Genomic DNA, 25570 nt, shown 5'->3' with positions numbered 1-25570 from the left:
CCCATGCGGCGCCGCCAATTCCTCGCCGGGCTCGGCTGCCTCGCCCTGCCGCGGCCGGCCATGCCACGCGTGCCGGCACAGCGCGGGACCGAGATCCTTCTGGCCGCAGCCGCGGATGCCAACGGGCCCTTCTTCACCGCCGTCGATGGCACCGCCCTGCGCACCCCCGGTCGCGGCCACGGCATGCTTCCGCTGCCATCGCCGGCGGGGCATCAGCTCATCCTCGTCGCGCGCCGCCCCGGGTACTGGATGTGGCGGGTGGACTGGCGCAGCGGACGCGTGCTCGCCGCCACCGCGGCGGCCCCGGATCGCCACTTCTTCGGTCACGCGGTGCTGTCGCCGGATGGCCGCAGCCTGTTTGCGACCGAGAATGACATTACCACCGGGCAGGGCCTGATCGGGATCTACGACAGCGCGAGCCTGACCCGGCTCGGCGAACTCCCGACCCACGGCATCGGCCCCCATGAGCTCCTGTGGCTCGACCCCGGCAAGGTCCTGGCGGTCGCCAACGGCGGCATCCTGACCTTGCCCGAAACCGGTCGTCTGAAGCTCAACCTCGAACACATGGAGCCCGCGGTCGTCCTCCTCGGGATGCCCTCCGGCCGCCTGCTGCAGGAACACATCCTCGACGACCGCAGCTTGTCGCTGCGCCACCTCGCCCGTTGCGCCGACGGCACGCTGGGGATCGCGATCCAGGCCGAGTCGCCCGACGGCCGCGAGATCGACGATGCGCCCCTGCTCGCCATCCTGCGCGACGGCAAATTGCGTCTGGCCGAGGCCCCGCCCGGACTCGGCGGGTACGGGGCGAGCATCGCTGCGCTCGGCAACCGCCTGCTGGTCACCGCACTTCACGGCGATACGATCGCGCAGTGGAACAGCCAGGGCGAACTGCTGCGCGAAACCGGCCTGCGTCGCCCGGCCGGACTTGCCACGGTGGACCGCCAGGTCCTGGTCAGCAACGAGCTCGGCACCATCGCCCGCCTCGACCCCGACAACGGCCGGCTCACGCCCGTGACCGAAGCGCCCGGCGTGCGCTGGGACAACCACCTGGCAATTGTCCGCCGCGGCTGAGCGTTCCCCGTCCCGGCGTTTGCTTCCGCTGCGCGCATGTCGCGCTGCAATACGATACACAGGTGGCGCACCGGCTCGATTATGCTTGCGCTCCATAACCTGTTCCCGTTCAACGCTTACCGAGCCACCCGATGCCCCCCATTCCCGCGCCCCGCCGCCCGCAACACGGCTGGAAACGTTCCGTTCTGATCGTGGCCGGCGTGGCCGTGCTCGCCGCGGGCAGCTGGCTGGTCTGGCCGACGCTGTTCGGCAACGGCGACCCGGCTGCCGGGCTCCAGTTCGCCGCCGTGCAGCGCGGCGACATCGAGGATGTGGTCACCGCCACCGGCACCTTGCAGCCGCGCGACTACGTGGATGTCGGCGCTCAGGTGTCGGGGCAGTTGAAGAAGATCCATGTCGAGGTGGGAACGGTGGTGAAGGCCGGTGACCTGCTCGCCGAGATCGACCCCACCGTCTATCTGTCCCGGGTCGATGCCGCACGCGCGCAACTGCGCAACCTGCGTGCCCAGCTCAAGGACCGCGAGAGCCAGCTGCTGCTGGCGCAGATCCAGCTGCGGCGCCAGACCGCGCTGATGGCCGAGGACGCCACCACCACCGAAACCTTGCAGATCGCCGAAGCCTCGCTCAAGTCCGCCGAAGCCTCGCTCGAAGCGCTGCGTGCCCAAATCGAGCAGAACGAATCCTCGTTGCGTGCCGACGAAGCCAACCTGCAGTACGCCCGCATCCTGTCGCCGATGGCCGGCACCGTGGTTTCGATCACCGCGCGTCAGGGCCAGACCCTGAACACCAACCAGTCCGCCCCGGTCATCCTGCGCGTGGCCGACCTGTCCGTGATGACGGTGCAGACCCAGGTCTCGGAAGCCGACGTCAGCCGCCTGAAACTCGGCATGGAGGCCTACTTCACCACCCTGGGCGGCCAGGGCAAGCGCTGGTATGGCAAGCTCGACAAGGTCGAGCCCACCCCCACCGTGACCAACAACGTGGTGCTCTACAACGCGCTGTTCGACGTGCCGAATACCGACGCCCGCCTGATGACGCAGATGACTGCGCAGGTGTACTTCATCATCGCCCAGGCCCGGGACGTGCTGCAGATCCCGATGGGCGCGCTGACGGTCGCCAGCCGCCCCCGCACCCAGCCCGCAGCCGGCGCGGGTGACACCGCCGGAGCCCGCCCGCGCGAGGGCCGTCGCCCGCGCGCCGACGGAGGCCAGCCTGGCGAGCAGCGCGCGCACGAGGCCACGGTGAAAGTGCTCACCGCCGCCAACACGCTGCAAGAGCGCACGATCACGATCGGGGTCAGCAACCGTGTTCAGGCGCAGGTGCTGTCCGGCCTCGAAGAAGGCGACATGGTCGCTTCCGGGCTGGCGGTCGGCAACGGAGCCGTGCGCGCGTCCGGACCCACGCCCCCCCGCCCCCGCCTATGAAACGCGAAGCATTCTCCGCTGCCGTCGCCGGCAAGGCGATCGTCGAGCCCCTGATCGAGCTCAGCGGCATCACCCGCAGCTTCGTCAATGGCGAGATCGAGACCCGGGTGCTGCACGGCATCGACCTCGAGATCTACCCGGGGGAATTCGTCGCCATCATGGGGGCATCCGGCTCGGGCAAGTCCACGCTGATGAACATTCTCGGCTGCCTCGACCGGCCGAGTTCCGGCACCTATCGCTTCATGGGCGAGGACGTGGCCGGCCTCGACCGCGACGAACTCGCCCGTCTGCGGCGCGAAGCCTTCGGCTTCGTGTTCCAGAGCTACAACCTGATCGGCAGCGCCACTGCGCGCGAAAACGTCGAAGTACCCGCGGTCTATTCCGGCATGCCGCCAGCCGAGCGCCATGCCCGCGCCGAAGCGCTGCTCGCCACCCTCGGGCTCGCCGAACGCGGCCATCACCGGCCCAACCAGCTGTCCGGCGGCCAACAGCAGCGGGTGTCGATCGCCCGTGCGCTGATGAACGGCGGCCGCATCATCCTCGCCGACGAACCGACCGGCGCGCTCGACAGCAAGAGCGGCGAGGATGTCATGAAGCTGCTGCGCCAGCTCTCCGCTGAAGGTCACACCATCGTCCTCATCACCCATGCCCGGGAAGTGGCCGAACTGGCGCACCGCGTGATCGAGATCCGCGACGGCCGCATCGTGTCCGACCCCGGTCCGCATCGGCCCGAGGGCCCGGAACCCGACTTCGCCCCGCATCTGGATCGAACCTCTTCGATGTCGGACGTCATCGAGGCCACCCGCACCGCGTTGCGCGCCTTGCGCAGCAACCTGTTCCGCTCGGTGCTGACGCTGCTGGGCATCGTGATCGGGGTCGCCTCGGTGATCGCGATGCTGGCAATCGGCGATGGAGCGAAGCAGAAGGTGGTGGACCAGATCAGCGCAATGGGCACCGACCTGCTCACCATCCGACCGGGCGCCCCCAACCAGCGCGGACGCGGCACGGTGGCGACCCTGATACCGGACGACGTGAGCGCGATCCGCGAACTGCCGAACATCCGTGCAGCCGTTCCCGAGCAATCGAGCACCATCACCGCGCGCGTCGGCGGCAGCGACCACCGCACCGAGATCAATGCCACCTCGGACGCGTACATCGTGGCCCGCACCTGGGACGTGGCCAGCGGCACCTTCTTCAGCGCCGAGGATGTCAGTCGCTACGCCACCGTGGCCGTGCTGGGGCAGACGGTGGCGCGGGCGCTCTTCGCCGGTGCCGATCCGATCGGCCAATACGTGCTGGTCAACAACATCCCGTTCCAGGTGATCGGAGTCATGGCCGGCAAGGGCGCCACCTCGTGGGGCCAGGACCGGGACGACGTGATCTTCGTTCCGTTCACCACCGGCAGCCTGCGCATCACCGGCCAGCGCCACTTGCGCAACGTCACCGTGGCGGTGGCGGACGTGACCGTCATCGACGACACCCAGGAGGCGGTGCGGACCCTGCTGGCCGCCCGCCACGGCACCGAGGACTTCCAGATCCGCAACATGGCCTCGATCATCGACACCGTGTCGGCCACCCAGAACACGCTCACCGTCCTGCTCGGCACGGTGGCGGCGATCTCGCTGCTGGTCGGCGGCATCGGGGTGATGAACATCATGCTGGTGTCGGTCACCGAGCGCACCCGCGAGATCGGCATCCGCATGGCGACCGGTGCGCGGATGAAGAACATCCTGCAGCAGTTCCTGATCGAAGCCCTGGTGGTGTCCGCCCTCGGCGGCGCGATCGGGGTCGCGGTCGGGCTCGGCTCGGCGGCCATCATCGCCACCTTCGACACCCCGATCAAATACTCGCTCGCCCCGGTCGTGCTCGCCTTCGGCTGCGCCTTCGCCACCGGGCTGATCTTTGGCTACCTGCCGGCACGCAAGGCCGCGCGCCTCGACCCGGTGGTCGCGCTGGCCTCGGAATGAACGCATGAGCACCCATTTTTCCCTCCGACCGCTGCTTCCCGCGCTGCTTGCGCTCGGCCTCGCCGCCTGCGCCATCACCGAGCCGGTCGCCCGCCCGGACATGACCCTGCCCGCAAGCTGGGCGGAAGCCCAGGCAGCGACGACCGTCGGCCCGGCGATCTCGTCCGACCCATGGTGGCAGCAGTTCAACTCGCCCCGCCTCGATGCGCTGGTGACCGAAGCCATGAGCGCGAGCCCGGACCTGCGGATCCAGGCCGAACGCGTGATCCAGGCCGAACTTGCATTGCGCACCACCAGCGCCTCGCTGTTTCCCGGCCTCAGCCTCGGCGGCAACAGCGGCTGGAGTCGCAGCGACAACGGCGAGGGCGGCAGCAGCGCGGTGAGCGAACGCAAGTCGTCGGCGCTGAACCTCACCGCCAGCTACGAACTCGACCTGTGGGGACGGGTGGCGGCCACTGTCGACAGCGCCAGCGCCAGTCTTGCCGCGACCCGCTTCGATCATGACGCCGCCCGGCTGTCGATGGCAGCCAGCGTGGCCACCACCTATTTCCTGCTGCTCACGGTGCAGGAACGGCTCGACATCGCGCGCCAGAATCTGGCAATCGCCGAACGCGTGCTGCGCGTGGTCGAGATCCGCTTTCGCAACGGCGTGGCCTCGGCGCTCGACGTCAGCCGGCAGCTGACCACGGTGCTGTCGCAACGCGCCGCAATCGAACCGCTCGAAGTGCAGGCCCGCCAGACGCGCTCGGCACTGGCGATCCTGCTCGGGCGCAATCCGCAGGATCTGCCGTTCGAGCGCGAGCGCATCGATGCCCTGGCGATTCCCGCTGTCAGCCCCGGCCTGCCGGCCGAACTGCTGCTACGCCGGCCCGATCTCGCCAGCGCCGAAGCCGGCCTCAGCGCCGCGTCGGCCGACATTGCCGCGGCCCGCGCCGAACTGTTGCCCCGCTTCAGCCTGTCCGCCGCCGGGGGCGTTGCCAGCGACGTCCTGCTGTCGCTCGCCGACCCGTCGACCAGCCTGTCGCTGTCGGCGTCGATCGTGCAGAGCATCTTCGACGGCGGCCGCCTGCGCGCCCAGGTCGACATCTCGCGCTCGCGCCAGCGCGAACTGGTGGAGAGCTACCGCAAGGCCATCCTCACCGCGCTCAAGGAAGTCGAAGACGCGCTCGGCAACACCACCCGCGACGCCAACCAGGAAGCCGCCCAGCGCCAGATCCTGGCGCAGGCCGAACGCACGCTGCGCCTGGCCGAACTGCGCTACCGCGAGGGTGCCGACGACCTGCTCAGCGTGCTCGACGCCCAGCGCACGCTGTTCTCCACCCAGGACCAGCTCGCCCAGTTGCGCCAGGCACGACTGGGCGACGCGGTCGGCCTGTACCGGGCACTGGGCGGCGGCTGGCAGATGCCCGGCGCCGCGGCACCGGCAACCACGAACTGAACACGCCATAGATGAGCACCCTGGCCCCACGCCTGACTGCGATTCCGCGCGAGATCGCCGCGGTAGCCGACTACGAGGCCTACGCCCGCGCCCGTGTCGACGCCAACGCTTGGGCCTATATTGCCAGCGGCGCCGCGGACGAACTCAGCTGGCGCGACAACCGCGCCGCCTTCGACCGCCTGCGCCTCGAAGGACGGGTGCTGGCCGACGTGCGCGGCGCCCATACCCGGCTCGAACTGTTCGGCCAGGCGTTCGCACATCCCATCCTGCTCGCGCCGGTGGCCTACCAGAAGCTCGCCCATCCGGACGGCGAACTCGCCACCGTCCAGGCCGCGGCAGCGATGGAGGCCGGCATGGTGGTCAGCACCCTGGCCAGCGTCCGCCTGGAAGACATTGCGCGCTACGCGCAGGCGCCGCTGTGGTTCCAGCTCTACGTCCAGCCCGACCGCGGCTTTACCATGGAATTGGTGCGGCGCGCCGAAGCCGCTGGCTACCAGGCCCTGGTGGTGACGGTCGACGCGCCCGTGGCGGGCATCCGCAACCGCGAGCAGCGCGCCGGATTCCATCTCCCCTCCGGGATCGAAGCGGTCAACCTGCACGGCATGCCACCCGCGCCGCCGATCAGGCTGGCAGCAGGCCAGAGCGCAGTATTCGACGGCTTGATGGCGCATGCCCCGAGCTGGGGCGACATCGAGGCCCTACGCGCGGCCACCCGCCTGCCGCTGATCCTGAAGGGCATCACCAGCGCCCGCGACGCGACCCGGGCGCTGGCCGCCGGTGTCGACGGCATCATCGTGTCCAATCATGGTGGCCGCACCCTCGACACCCTGCCCGCAGCGCTGGACGCGCTGCCACCGATCGCCGATGCGCTGGGCGGCAGACTCACCGTGCTGGTCGACGGCGGCATCTGCCGCGGCACCGACATCGTCAAGGCGATTGCCCTTGGCGCCCAGGCCGTGCTGATCGGTCGCGCCTGGGTATACGGCCTCGCCGCCGCGGGGCCGCTCGGCGTCGCCCATGTCATCCGCCTGCTGCGCGACGAACTCGAGGTAGCGATGGCGCTGACCGGCTGCCGCACGCTGGCGGACATCAATCCGGGCGTGATCCTGCGCTGAGCACTGCCGGGAACCTGAGCTCCGCGGCACGAAGACAACGGTTGTCATCCTTGCTTGACAGCGCTTGTTGCGAATAGTTATCATTTTTAGTTGATTCTCCGGAATCCGCAGCCAGCCACCTGCAGTGTAGCCACCACCGGCTACTCCTCCTGCTGCCAGGAAGCCAGCCATACCGACTTCTTGACTTCCAGGACCCGAGTCCCGATGGCAAACACTGTCGCGCGCTGACCATGCCCGCCTACCCCGATCCGCAGCGCCGCACGGCCGCCGCGCCCGCCCCTCCCATCCCGCGCCCGTCCGCCGCCCAGCAGCACGCGCGCCGCGCCGGCTGGCTGAAGACCCTGCATCAGTGGCACTGGATCAGCTCCGCGCTGTCCCTGCTCGGCATGCTGCTGTTCGCGTTCACCGGCATCACCCTGAACCATGCCGGCGAGATCGAGGCAAGACCGGTGATCACGGTGGTCGAAGGCCGCCTGCCGCCCGCACTGCTCGCCAACCTGATCGAGACTGCGGGCACTGACGCCGCGGCGCCGCTGCCCGCGGAGACGCGGAGCTGGCTGGGTGCCGAACTCGCAATCCCGGCCACTGCCGGCGAGGTCGAATGGTCGGCGCAGCAAGCCTATCTCGCCATGCCCCGTCCCGGTGGTGACGCCTGGCTGCGCATCGACCTCGCGGATGGCGCCATCGAGTACGAACATACCGATCGCGGCTGGATCTCCTACCTCAACGACCTGCACAAGGGTCGCCACGCCGGCACCGCATGGCGCTGGTTCATCGACCTGTTCTCGGTCGCCTGTGTGGTGTTCGCCCTCACCGGGCTGTTCATCCTGCAGGTGCATGCCGCAAACCGTCCCCTGGTATGGCCGATGGTCGGCCTCGGCGCGGTGATCCCGGTGCTGCTGGCCATCCTCTTCATCCATTGAAAGCACATCAACCGTTCCCGAGAGATCCCCATGCGACGTCTCCTTCCCCTCGCCCTCGGCGCCCTGCTCACCGCACCGGCAGCGGCCGCCGGGCTCAAGCTCGACATCGAAGTCCCGCGCCTTCCGGTGGCGGAGTATCACCGTCCCTACCTCGCGGTATGGATCGAACGCGCGGACAGCACGGTCGCCGCCAACCTCGCCGTCTGGTACGACGACAAGAAGCGCAACAGCGAAGGCACCAAGTGGCTCAAGGACATGCGCCAGTGGTGGCGGCGCAGCGGACGCGAACTGGAGGTGCCGATCGACGGCGTCACCAGTGCCACCCGCGCCCCGGGCATGCACAGCCTGAGTCTGGTCGAAGGCAGCTCGCCGCTCGGCAAGCTGGCCGCCGGCAACTACCGCCTGCAGGTGGAAGCCGCACGCGAAGCCGGTGGTCGCGAGCTGCTGTCGATTCCCTTCCAGTGGCCGCCGCAGCAAGCCGCCACGCTCAAGTCCCTGGGCCAGCATGAACTGGGCGCCCTGAGCCTCGAACTGAAACCCTGAGCCCTTCCCCCGATCGAGGAGTTTTCGATGAAATACACCCTGAAGCTTGCCGCCCTCGCCCTGAGCCTGCAGTTCCCGACCGCCCACGCCCACGACGTATGGCTCGAACCCTCATCCACGGTGCTGTCCAAGGCGGCCTACATCACCGTCGCCGGCGCGGTGGGCAACGACAAGTTCCACTACAACCATGCGCCCCTGCGCGGACTGGCCGACAATTTCAGCGCCACCGCCCCGGACGGCACCGCGGTGGCGCCGGAGAACCTGATGAACGGCAAGCTGCGCACGGTGTTCGACCTCAACCTGGCGCAGACCGGCACCTACCGCCTGGCGGTGGTCAACAGCGGCATCATGGCGAGCTGGAAGGAAGGCGACCAGAACAAGCGCTTCCGCGGCAATGCCGAGGCGTTTGCCAGGGAAGTCCCGGCCGCGGCTGCGGAGCTGCGCGTCAATGAGTCCGTCAGCCGTCTGGAGACCTTCGTCACCGTCGGCAAACCGACGCCGATCAAGCCCACCGGCCAGGGGCTGGAACTGGTGCCGGTCACCCACCCGAACGACCTCTTCGCCGGCGAAGCGGCCACCTTCCGCTTCGATATCGACGGCAAACCGGCGCCCGGGGTCGAGGTCAAGGTCGTACGCGGCGGTTCGCGCTACCGCAACCAGATCGAGGAGATCTCGCTCACCACCGACGCCGAGGGCAAGTTCGCGGTGGCGTGGCCACAGGCCGGCATGTACTGGCTCGACGCCGACGCCAGGGACGACAAGACCACGGTCAGGCACGCCACGGAACGGCGCCTGGGCTACGTCGCCACCTTCGAAGTGCTGCCGCAGTAAGCACCGCAGCGGCACGCACCAGGATCATGCCCATCATCGCCGAACTTCCCCGCCTGCTGGCCGCGACGGCGGTCGTCGGCGCCTATGCCGGCTTGTGTTCGGCGGTCCTGTTGCACCAACGTCGGCGTCAGCAACGCGCCCGCCACGCGGCCGCGCTGCTGGCGCCAGGCGGCACCGGTGCAGGCGCGATCCTGCTTGCCTACGCGAGTCAGACCGGCTTCGCCGAGCAGCTCGCGGCGGACAGCGCCCATGCTCTGCGCAGCGCCGGTGTGGCCGTGGACCTGTGCGAGCTCGGGCGGCTCGACGCCGCCCGCCTCGCCGCCGCCGAACGCGCCCTGTTCATCGTCTCCACCTGTGGCGAGGGCGATCCGCCCGACAACGGCGCGCTGTTCGCGCGCCGGGTGATCACCTCGACCGTCGCCCTCGATGGCCTGCACTTCGGCCTGCTGGCGCTGGGCGACCGCAGCTACACCCGCTTCTGCGGCTTCGGCCGCATGCTCGACGACTGGCTGCTCGGCAATGGCGCGCAGCGCATGTTCGACCGCATCGAGGTCGACCGCGCGAGCGACGATGGCCTCCATCAGTGGCAGCACGCCCTCGGTCACATCGCCGGCACCGCGGACCTGCCGGACTGGCGCGCGCCCGGGTTCGACCCATGGTGCATCCGCACCCGCACCTGCCTGAATCCGGGCAGCGCCGGCGCCCCGACCTTCCACCTCGAACTCGAACCCGCCGATGGCGCCGGGCTGCCGTCCTGGGAGGCGGGCGACCTGGTCCAGGTCCGCGCCCCGGGCGATCCGCAGCGCCCCCGCGAATACTCGATCGCGTCGATCCCCGCCGACGACCGGATACACCTGCTGGTCCGCCAGCAACGCCAGCCCGACGGCCGCCCCGGCATCGCCTCCGGCTGGCTCACCGTGGGCGCGGCGCTCGACCAGCCGATTGCGCTGCGGCTGCGCCCGCACCGCAACTTCCGCCTCGGCGACAATCGCACGCGCCCGCTCATCCTGATCGGCAACGGCACCGGGCTCGCCGGCCTGCGCGCCCATCTGCGCGCGCGTGCCGCAGCCGGTGACAGGCGCAACTGGCTGATCTTCGGCGAGCGCAACGCCGCCCACGACCGCTATTACCGGCACGAAATCGACGACTGGCTCGCCCGCGACCTGATCGTGCGCGCCGATTTCGCGTTCTCGCGCGACCAGCCCGAACGCCAGTACGTGCAGCACCGCCTCGTCGCCGCCGCCGCCACCGTGCGCGACTGGATCACCGGCGGCGCCGCAATCTACGTCTGCGGCAACGCGGTCGGCATGGCCACCGCAGTCGATGCGGCACTCGGCCAGATCCTCGGGGATGAGCTACGCGACCGGCTGCTGGGCGAAGGGCGCTACCGGCGCGACGTGTACTGAGCGCGCCGTCGGCGCAGTCTGGCGCCGCACTCGTCGCCCGCGCGCAACGCCGCGCTCCTGCCCGCGACCGGACGCATCCCGTCGGCGACAACCCTCGCCGGTCGATCTCCAGATCCGCTCGCGCCGGGCCTATCCCTCCTGTCGCCTCCCCGCAACATTGTGGTGCGGGAAGCGAAATATTACTTGATACATTAAAATACGAATTGTTATCATTTGCACGAACAACCCTATAGCCAGCCACCCACCCGGTTTCATCCCGGCCAGGAAGCCAGCGAGCCCCCCTTCCTGAACCCCTGCCGGAGATGCACCCCGATGGCCCATATCGAGAGCCGCAAGCACGCCGCTGCCCAGCAGCCCCGCCTCAACCAGACCGCCGCCCTGACCTTGCTCGCGCTCGCCCTGCCCGGGGTGGCCGCCGCACAGCAGACGCAGACCACCACCCTGCCCGAAGTCAAGGTCACCGCGACCGGCGACGAAAGCTACAAGGCCGAAACGGTGTCGTCGCCGAAGTTCACCCAGCCGCTGGTCGACACGCCGCAGACGATCACCGTGATCAAGAAGGAGATCCTGCAGGAACAGAAGGCAACGTCGCTGGTCGAGGCCCTGCGCAACACCCCGGGCATCACCCTGCTGCTCGGCGAAGGCGGCAACAGCAACACCAAGGACAACATCTTCATGCGCGGCTTCGACACCTCGGGCAGCGTCTTCGTCGACGGCGTGCGCGACCTCGGCAACTTCACCCGCGACACCTTCAACATCGAGCAGATCGAGATCTCGAAGGGCCCGGTCGGTGCCGATAACGGCCGCGGCGCCCCCTCCGGCTATATCAACCTGGTGTCGAAAGCGCCGTTCGCCGACGACGCGGTCGGCGGCAGTATCGGCTACAGCGATGCCGACAACCTGCGCCTGACCGCCGACCTCAACCGCAAGCTGAGCGAGACCGCCGCTTTCCGCCTCAACGTGATGAAGCAGGACGGCGGTGTCGCCGGTCGCGACGAGCTCGAGAGCAATCGCTGGGGCATCGCGCCCTCGCTCGCCCTCGGCCTCAACACCCCGACCCGCACTACCCTGTCCTACCTGCACATCGAGCAGGACAACGTGCCCGACGGCGGCATTCCCACCGTTGGTCTCAAGGGCTCCTACAACGCCTCGCTGGCCGCCGCCGGCATTGGCGCGCGCAAGGTCGACACCGAAAACTTCTACGGCTCGGACGACGACTTCGAGGACGTCACCGCCGACATGTTCACGGTCAAGGTCGAACATGACCTCGCCCCCGGCACCACCGTCCGCAACACCTCGCGCTGGGGCAAGGTACGTCACGAATTGATGCTGACCGCGCCGCACAGCCCCGCCTTCAATGCGACCAACAACCCGGACGGCATCGACGCCGCGACCGATCCCTCCACGTGGACCGTGCGGCGCACGCGCCACGCGAAGTGGCAGGAAAACGAGCTGCTGACCAACCAGACCAACCTCACCACCGCGTTCGACACCGGACCGCTCAAGCACGCGCTGACGACCGGCATCGAGTTCATCCACGAACGGCAGCTCAACAAGACGCTGGCCCTCCCCACCGGCGCCGTCATCACCCCGGCCAACCTCTACGATCCGAACCGCCACGACCCGCTCGCGACCCCGGTCGAGAACGGCGTGCGTGCCGACGGCGAGACCATGACCATCGGCGCCTATCTGTTCGACACGGTCAAGCTCGGCGAGCAGTGGCAATTCACCGGCGGCGTGCGCGTCGACCGCTACGATACCGAAGCGACGAACGTCGCACTGTCCACCGCGACCAGCCATCCGGCACTGCCGGTCGGCACCCTGGTGCCGCAGAACCTGGATGCCGAAGACACCCTGGTGAGCTGGAAGGTCGGCGCGCTCTACAAACCGGCGCCCAACGGCAGCATCTACGCCGCCTTCGCCAACTCCAAGCAACCGCCGGGCGGCTCCAACTTCACGCTGAGCAGCACCGCCACCAACATCAACAACCCGAACCTCGATCCGCAGGAAGCCGAAACCGTCGAGCTCGGCACCAAGTGGGACGTGCTCGACAACCGCCTGGCGCTGACCGCGGCGATCTACCAAAGCAAGAACAAGAACGACCTGACCCAGACCGACGCCGTCACCGGCGACATCACCCAGTGGGGCGAGAAGACGGTGCGCGGCATCGAACTCGGCGTGGTCGGGGCGATCACCCGCGCCTGGCAGGTCTCGGCCGGCCTGGCCAGGATGAAGACCGAGGTGGATGAAGGCACTGACGCCCAGCAGGGCAACGCGCTGCAGTGGTCGCCCGAGCTGACCTTCACCGCGTGGACCAGCTACCGCTTCCCCTTCGGCCTGACCATCGGCGGCGGCGCGCGCTATGTCGATTCGATGCTGCGCTCGTCGAACAACGCCACTGCCACCACGGTGATGCCCAAGATCGAGGACTACTGGGTGTACGACGCCATGGCCGCCTACGAACTCAGCAAGAACGTGAGCATCCAGCTCAACATCTACAACCTGACCGACGAGAAATATGTCGCCTCGATGAACAACAACGGCTACCGCTACATCCCGGGCGCCCCGCGCTCGGCGCTGTTGTCGGCCAACTTCCAGTTCTGATTTTCGTCGCCGTCCACTTCGGCCCCTCCCCACGGAGGGGCCTTTTCATTGAACGAGGAGATCGCATCATGATGCTGCACATTCCCGCCGTGATCAGCCGCGAACAGGTCGCGGAGTGTCGCCGGCTGCTCGACCACGCGCGCTGGGTCGACGGCCTGGCGACGTCGGGAGAACAGGCCGCGCTATGCAAGCACAACCTGCAGCTGGAGGAGGATTCGGCGCTCGCCCGCCAACTGGGCGGCATTGTGCTCGCTGCACTCGGGCGCAATGCGCTGTTCGTCTCGGCGGCACTGCCGGCGCGCATCCTGCCGCCCTACTTCAACCGCTACGAGGGCGGCGGACAGTTCGGCAACCATGTCGATAATGCGATCCGGATCGACCCCGGCAACGGCCAGCGCCTGCGCACCGACGTGTCGACCACGCTGTTCCTGTGCGATCCGGAAGAGTACGACGGCGGCGAACTGGTGGTGGAAGACAGCTACGGCACCCACCAGGTCAAGCTGCCGGCGGGCGACATGATCGTCTACCCGTCGACCAGCCTGCACCGGGTCGAACCGGTCACCCGCGGCGCGCGGGTGTGCTCGTTCTTCTGGACCCAGAGCATGGTCCGCGACGACTGGAAGCGGCAGATGCTGTTCGACCTCGACATGAACATCCAGAAGCTGCGGCTGCAGGTAGGCGACAGCGCGGAGACGGTGGCGCTGACCAGCCATTACCACAATCTGCTCCGGCTCTGGGCCGAGCTGTGAGTAGCGGGCCGCGAACGGCCGGCACCCGGCACCGGACTCGCCGGCGCCGGGAAGGGATCAGCACAGCCGCCCTTCGGCGCGCTCGCACCGGTCCGTACTAAGCACGGCGTAGGCCTCCCACTCGGCAATCAGGCGCCCGGCACATTCGCGGACGCACTGCGCGATATGCGGATCTCCGCCCACCAGCCGCAGGTGATCCACGATGGCCTGCGCGATCGCCGGCGAACGCCGGGCGGGGAAGCGCGACAACAGGTGGAGCAAGGCGCTGATCGCCAGTTCCGGCTCCTGGCCGTAGCGCGCCGGTGCGATATGGACCGCCCCGGCACGACGGCCGCAACGTTCGCCCGGGGTGCTCATAGCCGCACCGCGTAGTACTCGACCACGTGCTGGATCTCGACCGGGAACGGCACCTCGCTCGCATCCGGCACCCGGGTCACGGTGGCGGCGCAGGCGGTCTCGTTGAAACTGAGCCATTCCGGCCGCGACAGCGCAGGTTCGGCCAGCGCCCCGATCGCAACCGGAATCGTGCGCCCCTTCTCGGTCAGGGTGATGGTGTCGCCCGGGCGCACGCGCAGCGACGGGACGTTCACCTTGCGGCCGTTGAGCAGCACATGCTTGTGCAGCACCAACTGGCGCGCAGCGATCGCGGTCGGCGCGAAGCCGGCACGAAACACGAAGTTGTCCAGGCGCCGTTCAAGGAGCTCGAGCAGCTTCTCGCCGGTCGGCGCCTTCGCCCGCTTGGCCTCGCGGAACAGACGCTGGATCTGGCCCTCGGTCAGGCCGTAGTTGAAGCGCAGCTTCTGCTTCTCGATCAGCTTCACGCCGAAATCCGATTTCCGCTTCGGACGCTGGCCGTGCTGGCCGGGCGGGTAATTGCGTTCGCCGAGCGCCTTGCGCGACAAACCGGGCAATTCCGTGCCCAAGGCACGCATGATCTTCAGTCGGGGACCGGTGTAACGAGACACTGCTTTCTCCTTTGGTGGGGGTCGATGATGAATGCGGCATAGCGACGAAGCTCGCCCTGAGGCGCGCGAACAGGGCCACCGACGCCAGCTCGAAATCCCGCAGCGGGCGGAGCGTACGGTAGGGTTTCATTGCCGGCGCGGGGTCGAGATGGCCTGATCGATCAGCTCGCACGACAGCGCCAGCTCGGGCCCCAGCTCGCTGCCATCGAGCTGGTGGAGCAGCACCTGCGCCTGATGGGCGGCGCGCGGACAACCGGTGTGCAGGAAGCGCGACAAGTGGGTCAGCGCACCAACCAGCAATGCCGTCTGTTCGGATGCGGATGCGATCGAAGCCATGGCGCCACCCCGTTCGGTTATTTGATAACGATTCTCACTATCTCCTAGATTCGCATAACCGTCAAGCTCCGGAATGTATCGCGCTGTCCCTGGCGAGGACCGTAGGCGCAGCTTGCAAAATCCCCTCCATCTGAGAGAATGCGAATCGTTCCTACCTGCTGAACCCGCCCGCCAAGCCGCCGCCAGGATGCCGAATCAGCCAACCGGAAACGCATCCCTTTCCGATTCCTGGCCGCGCCGTGTTCGACCACTATTACCGCGAACTGTTGAACTTCCTCGCCCGCAAGGTACAAGACCGCGATGCCGCGGCCGACCTCGCACAGGAAAGTTACGTCCGTGTGCTTGCGATCCAACGCTCGGGCGAGTTGATCGCCGATCCGCGCGCCCTGCTCTACCGCATCGCCCGCAACCTGATCGTCGACCGCCACCGTCGGGCCAGGGTGCGCGACCACGAAGACATCGACGCGCTCGCCGAATCCGATCAACCCCATGCCCCCGCCCATCTACAGCCCGAAGAGGCAGTGGCCGCGGGCCAGGTCGTCGACGCCTACCGCGCCGCGATCGAATCGCTGCCGCCACGCAGCCGCGAAGCCTTCATCCTGCACCTGTTCGACGACCTGCCCCAGGCGCAGGTCGCCGAGCGCATGGGCATCTCGCGCAGCATGGTTGAAAAGCACATCGCGCGCGCCATGCTGGCGTGCAGGCAATGCGAACGCCGGCTCAAGGGCGTCCCGGCGAACGGGGCGAGCGCCGGAACATAGCGCGCTTTCGATATCCGCGGGATGAGGATTCCGCCGGCCGTCACGTCTACACCGGTAAGAGACCGTCATGAACCCCGCCCCGTCCACTTCATCCCGCCTCGCATCGACTGCCCAGGACGAGGCCGACGCACGCGAGTTCGACGCCTACACCCGGACCCTGGATCCGCTCGACGTGGAGGCCGCCACCCGGGTCACCCGTTGGCGCGGCGGCCTGGATGCCGAGGGCGAGGCCGAGCTCCGGGAATGGCTCGCCGCCGACCCCGCCCATGCCGACGCCTTCGATGACATGCGGGCCATCGTGGCCGAGATCGGACAGCTAGCGGGCGACGATGTCGTTGCACTCAAGGCCGGACTGGCGGTGGAGCTGGCTGCCACCGCCGCGCGCCAGGGTCCGCGCCAGGCGCCCCGGCCCCGGCACCCTGTCGGACGCGTCCGACCTGCCTGGCTGCCGGATGGCCTGCGCCGCTTTTTGCAACCCGCGGCGGCGGCCACCGCGCTGGCGGTGCTCGCTGGCGGCTGGCTGGGCTGGGACCATCTGGCGCACCAGCCCACCTTCACTCAGCGCTATGCCAGCGCGCGCGGCCAGCAGCTGAACGTTGTGCTTCCGGACGGCAGCCAACTGCATCTCGACACCGCCACGCGAGCGGACGTCCGGCTCTACCGCGACCGGCGCGAAGTGCGTCTGGCCGACGGCCAGATCATGTTCGCCGTGCGCGCAGATCCGGCACAGCCCTTCCATGTCTTTGCCGGCGACACGCGCGTCACCGTGATGGGCACCCGTTTTTCGGTGCGTCATACCGGCACCGGACTCGATGCCGGCGCCATCCGGGTGATGGTGGAGGAAGGCCGCGTGCGCGTGTTGCGGACGGCTGCGAGCGGCAGCGGGCGCTCGATCGACGAGCGCAACGCGGTGGAACTGGGCGCCGGGCAGACCGTCGTCGCCGATGCCGCGGGCTATCCCGGTGCGGTCGTCAGCATGCAGGCGGGCAGCGTTGCGCCGTGGCGCAGCGGACGGGTCAGCTTCGACAACACCCCACTGGCCGATGCGCTGGCCGAGCTCGAACGCTATGGCCACACCGGCCTCGTCGTCCGCGACCCGGCGGTGGCCGCGCTGCGCGTCGGCGGCAGCTTCAGCCTGCAGCAGCTCGGCGCCTTCGCCCGGGCCCTGCCGCAGATCCTGCCGGTGCGGCTGACCCGGCGTGCGGGCATGCACGAGATCGTTCGCGCCCGCTGAGCCTCGTTAGCGGTTTCGCCGCTTTCTGAAGAAAACGGAAAACTTCTCATTCTCGACATGAGGATTCGTCGTGCGCGATCCGTCTCCAACGGTAGGACCGTTTTTCAGCTACCTACCCAGGAATCCTTCGATGTTGCACACCCGTTCCCGATTCGCGCCGCTGGCCGTATCCATCATGCTTGCCATCGGCGCGCCCACCGCCGCCCACGCCCAGAGCGACACGGCCGCCGTCAAGCTCACCATCGCCGCCCAGCCCCTCGGCCAGGCCCTCAACGAACTCGCCCGTCAGGCCAGGCTGGAGCTGATGTTCCCGCCCGAGCTGGTGGCGGGGAAGACGGCACCGGCGCTATCGGGCACGCTGACCGCGCGCCAGGCGCTGGATCGTTTGCTGGCGGGGAGCGGCCTGGTGGCGCGTGTCGACGGGGCGGCGGTGATCATCCGCGCGGCCCCCACCGAAGCCGCGACCGAACTCAAGCCGGTCACGGTCAGCGCGACCCGCGCCGGTGGCGTGGCGGGCGAGACCCCGCAGAAGATCACCATCATCAGCCGCGAAGACATCGATCGCCAGCTTGCGATCAGCACCGATCAGGCCCAGGTGCTGAGCAATCTGCTGCCCTCGTATTCGCCGAGCCGACAAAAGCTGTCCAACGCCGGCGAGAGCTTCCGCGGGCGCAATCCGCTGTTCCTCATCGACGGGGTGCCGCAGTCCAACCCCCTGCGCGACGGTTCGCGCGACGGCTATACCATCGACCTCGCCATGGTCGAGCGCATCGAGATCATCCATGGCGCCAGCGCCGAGCACGGCCTGGGGGCCACCGGCGGCATCATCAACTTCGTCACCCGCCGCCCGCGTGCCGGCGCCATCAGGCAACACGCCGGCGTCAGTTTTTCCGCGCCGACCGAGGAGGTCTCCGACGGCGCCGGCTACAAGCTCGACTACCGCGTCGAGGGCAGCAACGGCAACTGGGACTTCCTCGCCGCGGCCACCTACCAGACGCGCGGCCTGTTCTACGACGCCACCGGAACGCCGATCGGCGTGGACAACACCCAGGGCGACATCATGGACTCGACCAGTCACGACATCATGCTCAAGCTCGGCTACTGGCTCGACGACAATCAGAACCTGGCGTTCACCGTGAATCGCTTCCAGCTCAAGGGCAACAACGACTACCTGAACGTGCCGGGCGACGCCGACGCCGACATTCCCGCGATCTCGGTCAAAGGCAAGCCGCAGGGCGATGCGCCGCACAACGAGGTGACCACCACCAGCCTTGCCTACAAGCATGCCAATCTGGCCGACAGCGAACTGGGCATCCAGCTCTACAGCCAGCACTTTCGCGCGCGCTTCGGCGGCAGCACCGCCGCCTCGTTCCAGGATCCGCGAATCGCCCCGGTGGGGACGCTGTTCGACCAGTCGCAGAACGAGTCCGAAAAGCTGGGCGCCAAACTGACCGTGAAGCGCGATGGGCTGCTCGACAATCGCCTGATGCTCACCGGCGGCTTCGACGTGCTCCAGGACACGACCCGGCAGATGCTCATCGGCACCGACCGCGAGTGGGTGCCGGAAACGCGTTTCCGCAATTTCGCCCCCTTCCTGCAGGCCGAAATCCGTCCGCACAAGCGCCTGAAACTGCAGGCCGGGGTGCGCTACGAATACGCCACGCTCGATGTCGACACCTTCCAGACCGTCTGGTCGACCAACAAGGCCAACGGGGTGACGGTCGAGGGTGGCAAGCCCAGCTTCGAGGAAACCCTGTTCAATACCGGGGCCGTGTTCCAGGCCACCGACTGGGCGCAGCTCTTCGCCAACTATTCACAGGGCTTCGGCATGCCCGACGTCGGTCGCGTGTTGCGCGGGATCAAGCAGCCCAATCTGTCGGTGGCGGATTTCCTCGATCTGCAGCCCATCGTCACCGACAACCGGGAGATCGGCGCACGCCTCAAGCACGGGCCGGTCGACTTCGATCTGAGCTATTTCGAGTCCGACTCCGACCTCGGCTCGCGCCTGGTCAACGTCGGCGGGGTGTACCAGGTCAGCCGCGAAAGAACCGAAATCAAGGGCGTCGAAGCCAGCGCGGGCTGGAACGTGAACGCCGTCCACCGCCTGCAGCTCGCCTACGCCACGATCGAGGGCCGCTCCGATACCGATGACGACGGCAAGGTCGACACCGACCTCGACGGCGCCAACATCTCGCCCGACCGGCTTACCCTGAGCTGGCTGGCGCGGTGGACCGACCGCCTCGACACCCAGGTCCAGGCCAACCACTTCTTCGACCGCAGCTTTCCCAAGCCGGAACTGAATTTCAGCGGCTACAGCCTGGTCGATGCCTCGGTGAGCTACCGTCTGGCGGTGGGCCGGCTCTCGGCCGGCGTGGAGAACCTGTTCGACCGGGACTATGTGAGCTACTACTCGCAGAGCGCCGATTCGACCACCCGTGATGACCGCTATTTCAAGGGCCGTGGCCGCACCTTCACGGTCGGATACCAGGTGGATTTCTGAACGACCCGCGCGATGAGGGCCGGGTCGGCCACCCCGACCCGGTCCGGAACATCGCGGACGGATCCCCCGACTCCGGGCTTGACGCATCGCCACAATAACTTCAGAATGCGACCCATTCTCAATTAAACGCAAGCCACGCCGGAGCCGGCCAGCCAGCCTCTTGAGCCACTCGCCCTGCTGAGCCTGCCATGCCCGCTGCCAACGCGCTCCACGACGTTGCTGACCTGTACCAGAACCATCATGGCTGGCTGCACGCGTGGTTGCGGCGCAAACTCGGCTGCACGCACAACGCGGCCGATCTGGCGCAGGACACCTTCGTGCGCGTCCTTGCCCGCGCCGATCTGCCCGACCTCCGCGAGCCGCGGGCCTACCTCGCCACCATCGCCGGGGGTCTGGTCGCCAACCACTGGCGGCGACGCGAACTCGAACAGGCCTATCTCGAAGCCCTCGCCACCCAGCCCGAGCCGCTCGCGCCGTCGCCCGAAACACGCCGGCTGATTGTCGAAACCCTCGAAGAAGTCGCGCGCCTGCTCGACGGCCTGCCACCGCGCGTGCGCGAGATCTTTCTGCTGTCGCAGCTCGACGGCCTCACCTACCCGCGCATCGCCGGGCAGCTCGGCATCACCGTGAACGTGGTGCAGAAGGCGATGACCCGCGCGGTGGCACACTGCTACCGCGCGCTGTACCCAGCACCGGCCTGAGCACCGCACCATCGCTGGGCGGCCCTCCCCCTCCCCCCGTTCCGACGCCCCGCCAGCGGTCGCCGGCAATGACGCGCTCCCGGCCGCGACCGTCGATCAGGCGGTGGCCTGGTACGTGCGCCTGTCCTCCGGGACCCAGTCGGCTGACGAGATGGCTGCGTTCGCGGCCTGGCATGCCGCCGATCACGACCATGCGCGCGCTTGGTCGCGGCTGCAGGGGATGGGCGCGCGGCTGCAGCACTGCAGCGAACGGGTGGAAGCACCGGTCGCACGCGCCACCCTGACCCGTTTGCCCGACCTCGCCCGCCGCCGCACGATCCGCGCCCTGTGCTGGGTCGGGGGCGGAAGCGCGGCGCTGTATCTCGCCCTCCCCCCGCTCATCGAACAGATCCCGCTGGCCACGGCGCTTGCCGACCATCGCACCGCCACCGGCGACCGGCGCGATCTGACGCTCGCCGATGGCACCCGGGTGATGCTCAATACCGCCACCGCCATCGACGTCCGTTTCAATGCCCGAGAGCGGCGCATCGAACTCCTCGCCGGCGAAATCCTGGTGACCACCGCCCGCACCGCCGACCCCCGACCGTTGCGTATTGCCACCCGCGACGGCACCCTGACCCCGGTCGGCACCCGCTTCGCAGTGCGGAAAATCGACGACCGCCATGCGGCGGGCAGCACCTGGCTCGCGGTCAGCGCGGGCGCGGTCGACGTGCGCACGGCAAGCGCCGTGGCATACGACGGCGAGCACGCCGCCGCTGTCCGGATCGAAGCCGGGCAGATGGTGGATCTGCACCGCAGGCAGGTCGGCACGCCCACCGCGCTCGACGACGCGCGGCTGTCGTGGACCGACGGCATGCTCAGCGCCGAAGGCAAACGCCTGACCGACTTCGTCGCCGAACTCGGCCGCTACCGCGCCGGAATGCTGCGCTGCGATCCGGCGGTGGCCGAACTGCGCATCACCGGCACCTGGCCGCTGGACGGCGCCGAGCCCACCGACCGCATCCTCGACTCGCTGGCGCGGCGCCTGCCGGTGCGCATCCATCGCCGCACGCGCTACTGGGTGGTGATCGGACCGGCCTGATTTCCCTCGTCTTTGTGCCACGCCGGATCCGGCCGTGGTCGCACGCAAAAAAATCGGCAGTTTTTTTCATCTCGCGGGGCCTACCCATCAGAAGCCCTGCGTACCGAAGCGTTCCGGTCCGTCGCGGGCTTGCGCCCATTCCCAACCCGAACAAGGAACCCCGCTCATGACGGCCGTCCACACCCCGACTTCACCGCCTTCCCTCGCGCCAGCGCACGCAGCGGGCCAACCCCGGCGTGCAACGGCGGCGACCCGATTCACCGTGAAGCCGGTCGTCCATGCCGTGCTGGTGGCCACGCTGTGCGCCATCGGTCACGCCACCTTGCCGCAGGCCCATGCCCAGTCCACCCCGAGCGCGGCCGAAGCACGCAGCTTCGACATCCCACCCGGCCCACTCGACCAGGCCCTGAGCCGTTTCGGCCGCCAGGCCGGCGTGCAGCTGGCGGTCAATGCGCAGCTGACCGCAGGGCTCGCCAGCCCCGGCGTCAGCGGTCGCCACGCCGCCGCCGAGGCACTGCGTCTGCTGCTGTCCGGAACGGGGCTGGAGGCGGTACGCGATGCCGGAGGCGAATACACCTTGCGCAGGATCGCGCCCGCGGCCGGAAAGGAGGCGACGCTGCCCGCGGTAAAGGTCACCGCGGGAGTTGAGGCAAGCGCATACCAGGCTGCGGCGGCCACCAGCGCCACCCGCATCAACGCCCCGCTGCGCGACATCCCGCAGACGGTGAATGTCGTCACCAAGACCCTGATCGACGACCAGGGCGCACGCTCGCTGCAGGACACTTTGCAGAACGTGCCCGGGGTCTCCTTCCACATCGGCGACGGTCAGCGCGACCAGGCCTACATCCGCGGCTTCGACGCGATCGGCGACCAGTATGTGGACGGGCTGCGCGACGACGGCCTGTACTACCGCGACCTGTCCAACATCGAGCGGGTCGAGGTGGTGAAGGGCCCGGCGGCGGTGCTCTACGGCCGCGGCTCCTCGGGCGGGATCATCAACCGCATCACCAAGAAGCCGGGGCCGGATGCGGTGCGCGAAGTGGAGCTGATCGTCGGCTCCGACGACCAGAAGCGCGCCACCTTCGACCTCGGTGCCGCGATGAGTGACGCGGCGGACTTCCGCGTCGCCGGGGCGATCGAGCGCTCCGGCAGCTTCCGCGAGGAGGGCTTCGTCGAGCGCGAGAATCTCGCCCCCTCGCTCGCCCTGCGCCTGTCGCCCGACACCCGCCTGCTGATCCAGGCCGAGAAGCTGCGCGACCGGCGCATCACCGACATGGGCATCCCGGCCTTCCAGGGGCGGCCGGCCGACGTGTCGAGCGACACCTACTACGGCACCGCCAATGCCGAGCGCGACGACTATTCGGAGGCGAACGTCACCGCCGGCCGCATCACCCTCGACCACCGCATCGACGACAGCCTGTCCTTGCGCAACCACTTCGGCACCTACAGCTATACGCTGAATCGGCAGAACACCTTCGCCGCCACGGTGAACGAGGCCGCGCGCACCGGGAGCCTGTTCCACGGCGCGACCGACCGCGACGACGAGGGCTGGTTCAACCAGCTCGAACTGAGCCAGGATCTGAGCGCCGGCAGCATGCGCCATCAACTGCTCTACGGGCTGGAGATCGGTCGCCAGCGCAAGGACTTCCAGTCGTGGAACTGGAACGTGCGGCCCACGGTGGACCTGTTCGACCCCGTCCTGCCCGAGTTCTCCGCCTTCGGTAGCGCGGTGCTGGCCAACGACAACCTCACCACCATGGAGGTCACCAGCCTCTACGTCCAGGACCTGGTGACCCTGTCGCCGCAATGGAAGGCATTGGTCGGCCTGCGCCATGACGAATTCCGCCAGGAAGTGAAGGAGCGGATCGCCGCTCAGCCCGATCGCGAGCGCACCGACAGCGAGTGGAGCCCGCGCGCCGGGGTGGTGTTCCAGCCCACCGACTGGCAGTCCTGGTACCTGTCCTACAGCCGCTCGTTCCAGCCTTCGGGCGAGACCCTGGCGTTCTCCTCGGCCCAGGCCGAGATGGCGCCCGAGGAGACGACCAACCTCGAAATCGGCACCAAGCTGGATCTCCTCGACGGCCGGGTGTCGGCAACCGCGGCGGTGTTCGAACTCGAGCGCACCAACATCAAGAACACCGACCCGGTGACCCGGGCGCTGGTCGCGGTCGGCACCCAGCGCACCCGCGGTGTCGAGCTCACGGTAGCCGGCGAAATCGCCGCGGGCTGGCAACTCTCCGCCGGCTACGCCTACCTGGACGCCCGCGTCACCCGTTCGGTCGCGGTGCAGAACGGGGTCGCGCTCGAGGGCACGCGCGCCGCGCTGACCCCGGAGCACAGTGCCAACCTGTGGCTGGTACGCGACCTCGGCCACGGCTTCAGTGTCGGCGGGGGCCTGCGCTATGTCGGCGACCGCTATGCGTCCCCGGACAACCTGGTGACGCTGGAGGAGTACGTCACCGCCGACGCGGTGCTGATGTACAAGACCCGGGCCTACGATCTGGCGCTCAACGTCAAGAACCTGACCGACGAGGAGTACTTCGTCTCCGGCCATGGCGCGAGCAACAACCTCAACGCCCCGGGCGCGCCACGCAGCGTCGAGCTCACCGCACGGCTCCGGTTCTGATCGTTGCAGTTTGATCGCATTTCAGTTTTGCCAAGCCAGCCAGGGATGACCATCGTACCCAGCCAGCCAGGCCCTCCTGCGGCAAGCCTGCCAGCGCTCACGGCTTTCGTCTCAGGAGCCTACTCGCCACGCGCAGCGTGACCCGTTACCGGATCAACGTGGAACCACGGCCATAGCACGGCCGATGGGTAGCGGAAACCCGACCGGCTGCGCTTTCGCCCTTCCCGACAAGGCTCCTCTCATTGCCCGAAATCGTCCCGAAAGCGGTCGATCTGATGCATCCGCTCGTGCAGGACGGTCACGATACCGATGTCGCCGCTGCCCAGCGTCTTCCAGTAGACGTAGTGCTTCCCGTATCGGAAGAAGTAGCCCTCCACGCCGAATTCGGCCGGGATCGGACGCGAGGGCACGCCGTGCGTGGCGATCTTGCCGAACGCCTCGAACAGCCCGGTCACATACCGGTCAGCCTGCTCGATTCCCCAACGATCCCGGGTATAGCGGTAGATTTCGTCGATGCGATGCGAGGCCGCTTGCTGAACCAGGAACCCGGTCATTCGACGCGCTTTGGCTGATTTCGGGCAATGACGTCGGCGGCCGAGAGCGGCCGGTAGGCGGCATCCGGCACCGCGAACGCGTGTGCCAGTTCTGCCTTGAGGCGGTCGAAGGCCTGCTGCTCGGCCCGCTCCTTGTCGCGCCGGATGAGGTCGCGGATGTACTCGCTGACGTTTTCGTAGGCACCGGCTTCACCGACATTGCTCGCGACGAAGTCGCTGAGCGCGCCGCTGAGCCGGACGGTCATCGTGGTCGTGCGGGGCATGCTGGGGGCCTCCTCTGGCAGACTGTGTATTCAACCTAACCAATAATGCACACACTTTCAAGCGCTCCTGTCGGACAGGAACCCGCGAGTGCCCAGCGCAATTGCTGGGCGGTTGGGCAACGAAGGGCTGCAGTCACCCATTCGGAATCGTTCGCTCCTGCACGCAGCCACCAGCTTCGCCCGTGTCTGGGTCGGGCGGGGCGCCACGGCGGTCGAGGGCACTGTGGCACCTCCGCGAAACGGACTCATTCCGCCTCAAACCGGGCGGACGGGGCGGCGGTGCGTATTCAGGCCAGTTGCATGATCTGGTTGAGGACCGCCAATGCTTCGGCGAAGCGGGCATCGGGGATGCGTTTCATCGGATGCTGCGCGCCGCCGTGCAGACGCCAGTCGAAGGATTTGGGCTGGTGGCAGAGGACAGAACTGGTTTGCCCGGCCTTGCGCCCACCGGTACCCACGGCGACGTCTGGACATGGCC

At 68.3% G+C, this 25570-nt stretch carries 23 protein-coding genes; 17 read left to right on the top strand and 6 right to left on the bottom strand.

The window, feature by feature from the left end:
- Nucleotides 1-3: 3 nt before the first annotated feature.
- From AC3A35_RS01110 to AC3A35_RS01060, 11 genes are all read left to right on the top strand, one after another.
- Nucleotides 4-1071 carry a DUF1513 domain-containing protein gene (locus AC3A35_RS01110; protein ID WP_487433967.1) on the top strand — a complete coding sequence of 356 codons (1068 nt, stop codon included), beginning with the start codon at nucleotides 4-6 and terminating at the stop codon, nucleotides 1069-1071.
- A 131-nt stretch (nucleotides 1072-1202) separates the two neighbouring features.
- Complete coding sequence (locus tag AC3A35_RS01105) at nucleotides 1203-2495, top strand: efflux RND transporter periplasmic adaptor subunit (RefSeq protein WP_487433966.1); 1293 nt, start codon at nucleotides 1203-1205, stop codon at nucleotides 2493-2495.
- On the top strand, nucleotides 2492-4462 hold the full coding sequence (locus AC3A35_RS01100) for a MacB family efflux pump subunit (RefSeq protein ID WP_487433965.1): 1971 nt from the start codon (nucleotides 2492-2494) through the stop codon (nucleotides 4460-4462). Before AC3A35_RS01105 ends, AC3A35_RS01100 begins: the two co-directional genes overlap by 4 nt.
- Before the next feature lie 4 nt (nucleotides 4463-4466).
- Nucleotides 4467-5900: an efflux transporter outer membrane subunit gene (locus tag AC3A35_RS01095; RefSeq protein ID WP_487433964.1), complete on the top strand. Its 1434-nt coding sequence runs from the start codon at nucleotides 4467-4469 to the stop codon at nucleotides 5898-5900.
- 11 nt (nucleotides 5901-5911) lie between these two features.
- On the top strand, nucleotides 5912-7015 hold the full coding sequence (locus AC3A35_RS01090) for an alpha-hydroxy acid oxidase (protein ID WP_487433963.1): 1104 nt from the start codon (nucleotides 5912-5914) through the stop codon (nucleotides 7013-7015).
- A 230-nt stretch (nucleotides 7016-7245) separates the two neighbouring features.
- Complete coding sequence (locus AC3A35_RS01085) at nucleotides 7246-7938, top strand: PepSY-associated TM helix domain-containing protein (RefSeq protein WP_487433962.1); 693 nt, start codon at nucleotides 7246-7248, stop codon at nucleotides 7936-7938.
- 30 nt (nucleotides 7939-7968) lie between these two features.
- Nucleotides 7969-8481, top strand: coding sequence for a DUF2271 domain-containing protein (locus AC3A35_RS01080; RefSeq protein ID WP_487433961.1), 513 nt, complete (start codon nucleotides 7969-7971; stop codon nucleotides 8479-8481).
- A gap of 27 nt (nucleotides 8482-8508) precedes the next feature.
- A complete protein-coding gene (locus AC3A35_RS01075; protein WP_487433960.1) occupies nucleotides 8509-9312 on the top strand; it encodes a DUF4198 domain-containing protein in 804 nt (267 codons plus the stop codon).
- 26 nt (nucleotides 9313-9338) lie between these two features.
- Nucleotides 9339-10718, top strand: a complete 1380-nt coding sequence (locus AC3A35_RS01070) for a sulfite reductase subunit alpha (RefSeq protein ID WP_487433959.1) — start codon at nucleotides 9339-9341, stop codon at nucleotides 10716-10718.
- 312 nt (nucleotides 10719-11030) lie between these two features.
- On the top strand, nucleotides 11031-13322 hold the full coding sequence (locus tag AC3A35_RS01065) for a catecholate siderophore receptor Fiu (protein ID WP_487433958.1): 2292 nt from the start codon (nucleotides 11031-11033) through the stop codon (nucleotides 13320-13322).
- A 68-nt stretch (nucleotides 13323-13390) separates the two neighbouring features.
- Nucleotides 13391-14071, top strand: coding sequence for a Fe2+-dependent dioxygenase (locus AC3A35_RS01060; protein WP_487433957.1), 681 nt, complete (start codon nucleotides 13391-13393; stop codon nucleotides 14069-14071).
- Between the two features lie 57 nt (nucleotides 14072-14128).
- Here AC3A35_RS01060 and AC3A35_RS01055 read toward each other — a convergent pair whose 3' ends face one another.
- The 3 genes from AC3A35_RS01055 to AC3A35_RS01045 form a co-directional block, all read right to left on the bottom strand.
- Complete coding sequence (locus tag AC3A35_RS01055; RefSeq protein ID WP_487433956.1) at nucleotides 14129-14428, bottom strand: hypothetical protein; 300 nt, start codon at nucleotides 14426-14428, stop codon at nucleotides 14129-14131.
- Nucleotides 14425-15036: a 30S ribosomal protein S4 gene (gene rpsD / locus AC3A35_RS01050; protein WP_487433955.1), complete on the bottom strand. Its 612-nt coding sequence runs from the start codon at nucleotides 15034-15036 to the stop codon at nucleotides 14425-14427. The genes AC3A35_RS01055 and rpsD overlap by 4 nt, the downstream gene beginning before the upstream one ends.
- A gap of 126 nt (nucleotides 15037-15162) precedes the next feature.
- Entirely contained in the window at nucleotides 15163-15372 is a 210-nt protein-coding gene (locus AC3A35_RS01045; protein WP_487433954.1) for a hypothetical protein, read from the bottom strand.
- A gap of 239 nt (nucleotides 15373-15611) precedes the next feature.
- Between AC3A35_RS01045 and AC3A35_RS01040 the strand changes: the two genes are divergently transcribed.
- From AC3A35_RS01040 to AC3A35_RS01015, 6 genes are all read left to right on the top strand, one after another.
- On the top strand, nucleotides 15612-16133 hold the full coding sequence (locus tag AC3A35_RS01040; protein WP_487433953.1) for a sigma-70 family RNA polymerase sigma factor: 522 nt from the start codon (nucleotides 15612-15614) through the stop codon (nucleotides 16131-16133).
- A 67-nt stretch (nucleotides 16134-16200) separates the two neighbouring features.
- Nucleotides 16201-17367, top strand: coding sequence for a FecR family protein (locus AC3A35_RS01035; RefSeq protein WP_487433952.1), 1167 nt, complete (start codon nucleotides 16201-16203; stop codon nucleotides 17365-17367).
- A 130-nt stretch (nucleotides 17368-17497) separates the two neighbouring features.
- On the top strand, nucleotides 17498-19867 hold the full coding sequence (locus tag AC3A35_RS01030; RefSeq protein WP_487433951.1) for a TonB-dependent receptor: 2370 nt from the start codon (nucleotides 17498-17500) through the stop codon (nucleotides 19865-19867).
- Between the two features lie 188 nt (nucleotides 19868-20055).
- A complete protein-coding gene (locus AC3A35_RS01025; RefSeq protein ID WP_487433950.1) occupies nucleotides 20056-20568 on the top strand; it encodes a sigma-70 family RNA polymerase sigma factor in 513 nt (170 codons plus the stop codon).
- Between the two features lie 103 nt (nucleotides 20569-20671).
- On the top strand, nucleotides 20672-21649 hold the full coding sequence (locus tag AC3A35_RS01020; RefSeq protein ID WP_487433949.1) for a FecR domain-containing protein: 978 nt from the start codon (nucleotides 20672-20674) through the stop codon (nucleotides 21647-21649).
- Between the two features lie 262 nt (nucleotides 21650-21911).
- Nucleotides 21912-24275 carry a TonB-dependent receptor gene (locus AC3A35_RS01015; protein ID WP_487433948.1) on the top strand — a complete coding sequence of 788 codons (2364 nt, stop codon included), beginning with the start codon at nucleotides 21912-21914 and terminating at the stop codon, nucleotides 24273-24275.
- Between the two features lie 239 nt (nucleotides 24276-24514).
- On the opposite strand, the gene AC3A35_RS01010 is transcribed toward AC3A35_RS01015, so the two are convergent.
- From AC3A35_RS01010 to AC3A35_RS01000, 3 genes are all read right to left on the bottom strand, one after another.
- Nucleotides 24515-24829 carry a type II toxin-antitoxin system RelE/ParE family toxin gene (locus tag AC3A35_RS01010; RefSeq protein WP_487433947.1) on the bottom strand — a complete coding sequence of 105 codons (315 nt, stop codon included), beginning with the start codon at nucleotides 24827-24829 and terminating at the stop codon, nucleotides 24515-24517.
- Entirely contained in the window at nucleotides 24826-25092 is a 267-nt protein-coding gene (locus tag AC3A35_RS01005; RefSeq protein WP_487433946.1) for a ribbon-helix-helix domain-containing protein, read from the bottom strand. Before AC3A35_RS01005 ends, AC3A35_RS01010 begins: the two co-directional genes overlap by 4 nt.
- Nucleotides 25093-25379: 287 nt before the next feature.
- Nucleotides 25380-25550: a hypothetical protein gene (locus AC3A35_RS01000; RefSeq protein WP_487433945.1), complete on the bottom strand. Its 171-nt coding sequence runs from the start codon at nucleotides 25548-25550 to the stop codon at nucleotides 25380-25382.
- Between the last annotated feature and the right edge of the window lie 20 nt (nucleotides 25551-25570).

This window comes from Azoarcus sp. Soil_N_20, assembly GCF_057656155.1.
This window is presented reverse-complemented; position numbering and strand designations above follow the sequence as displayed.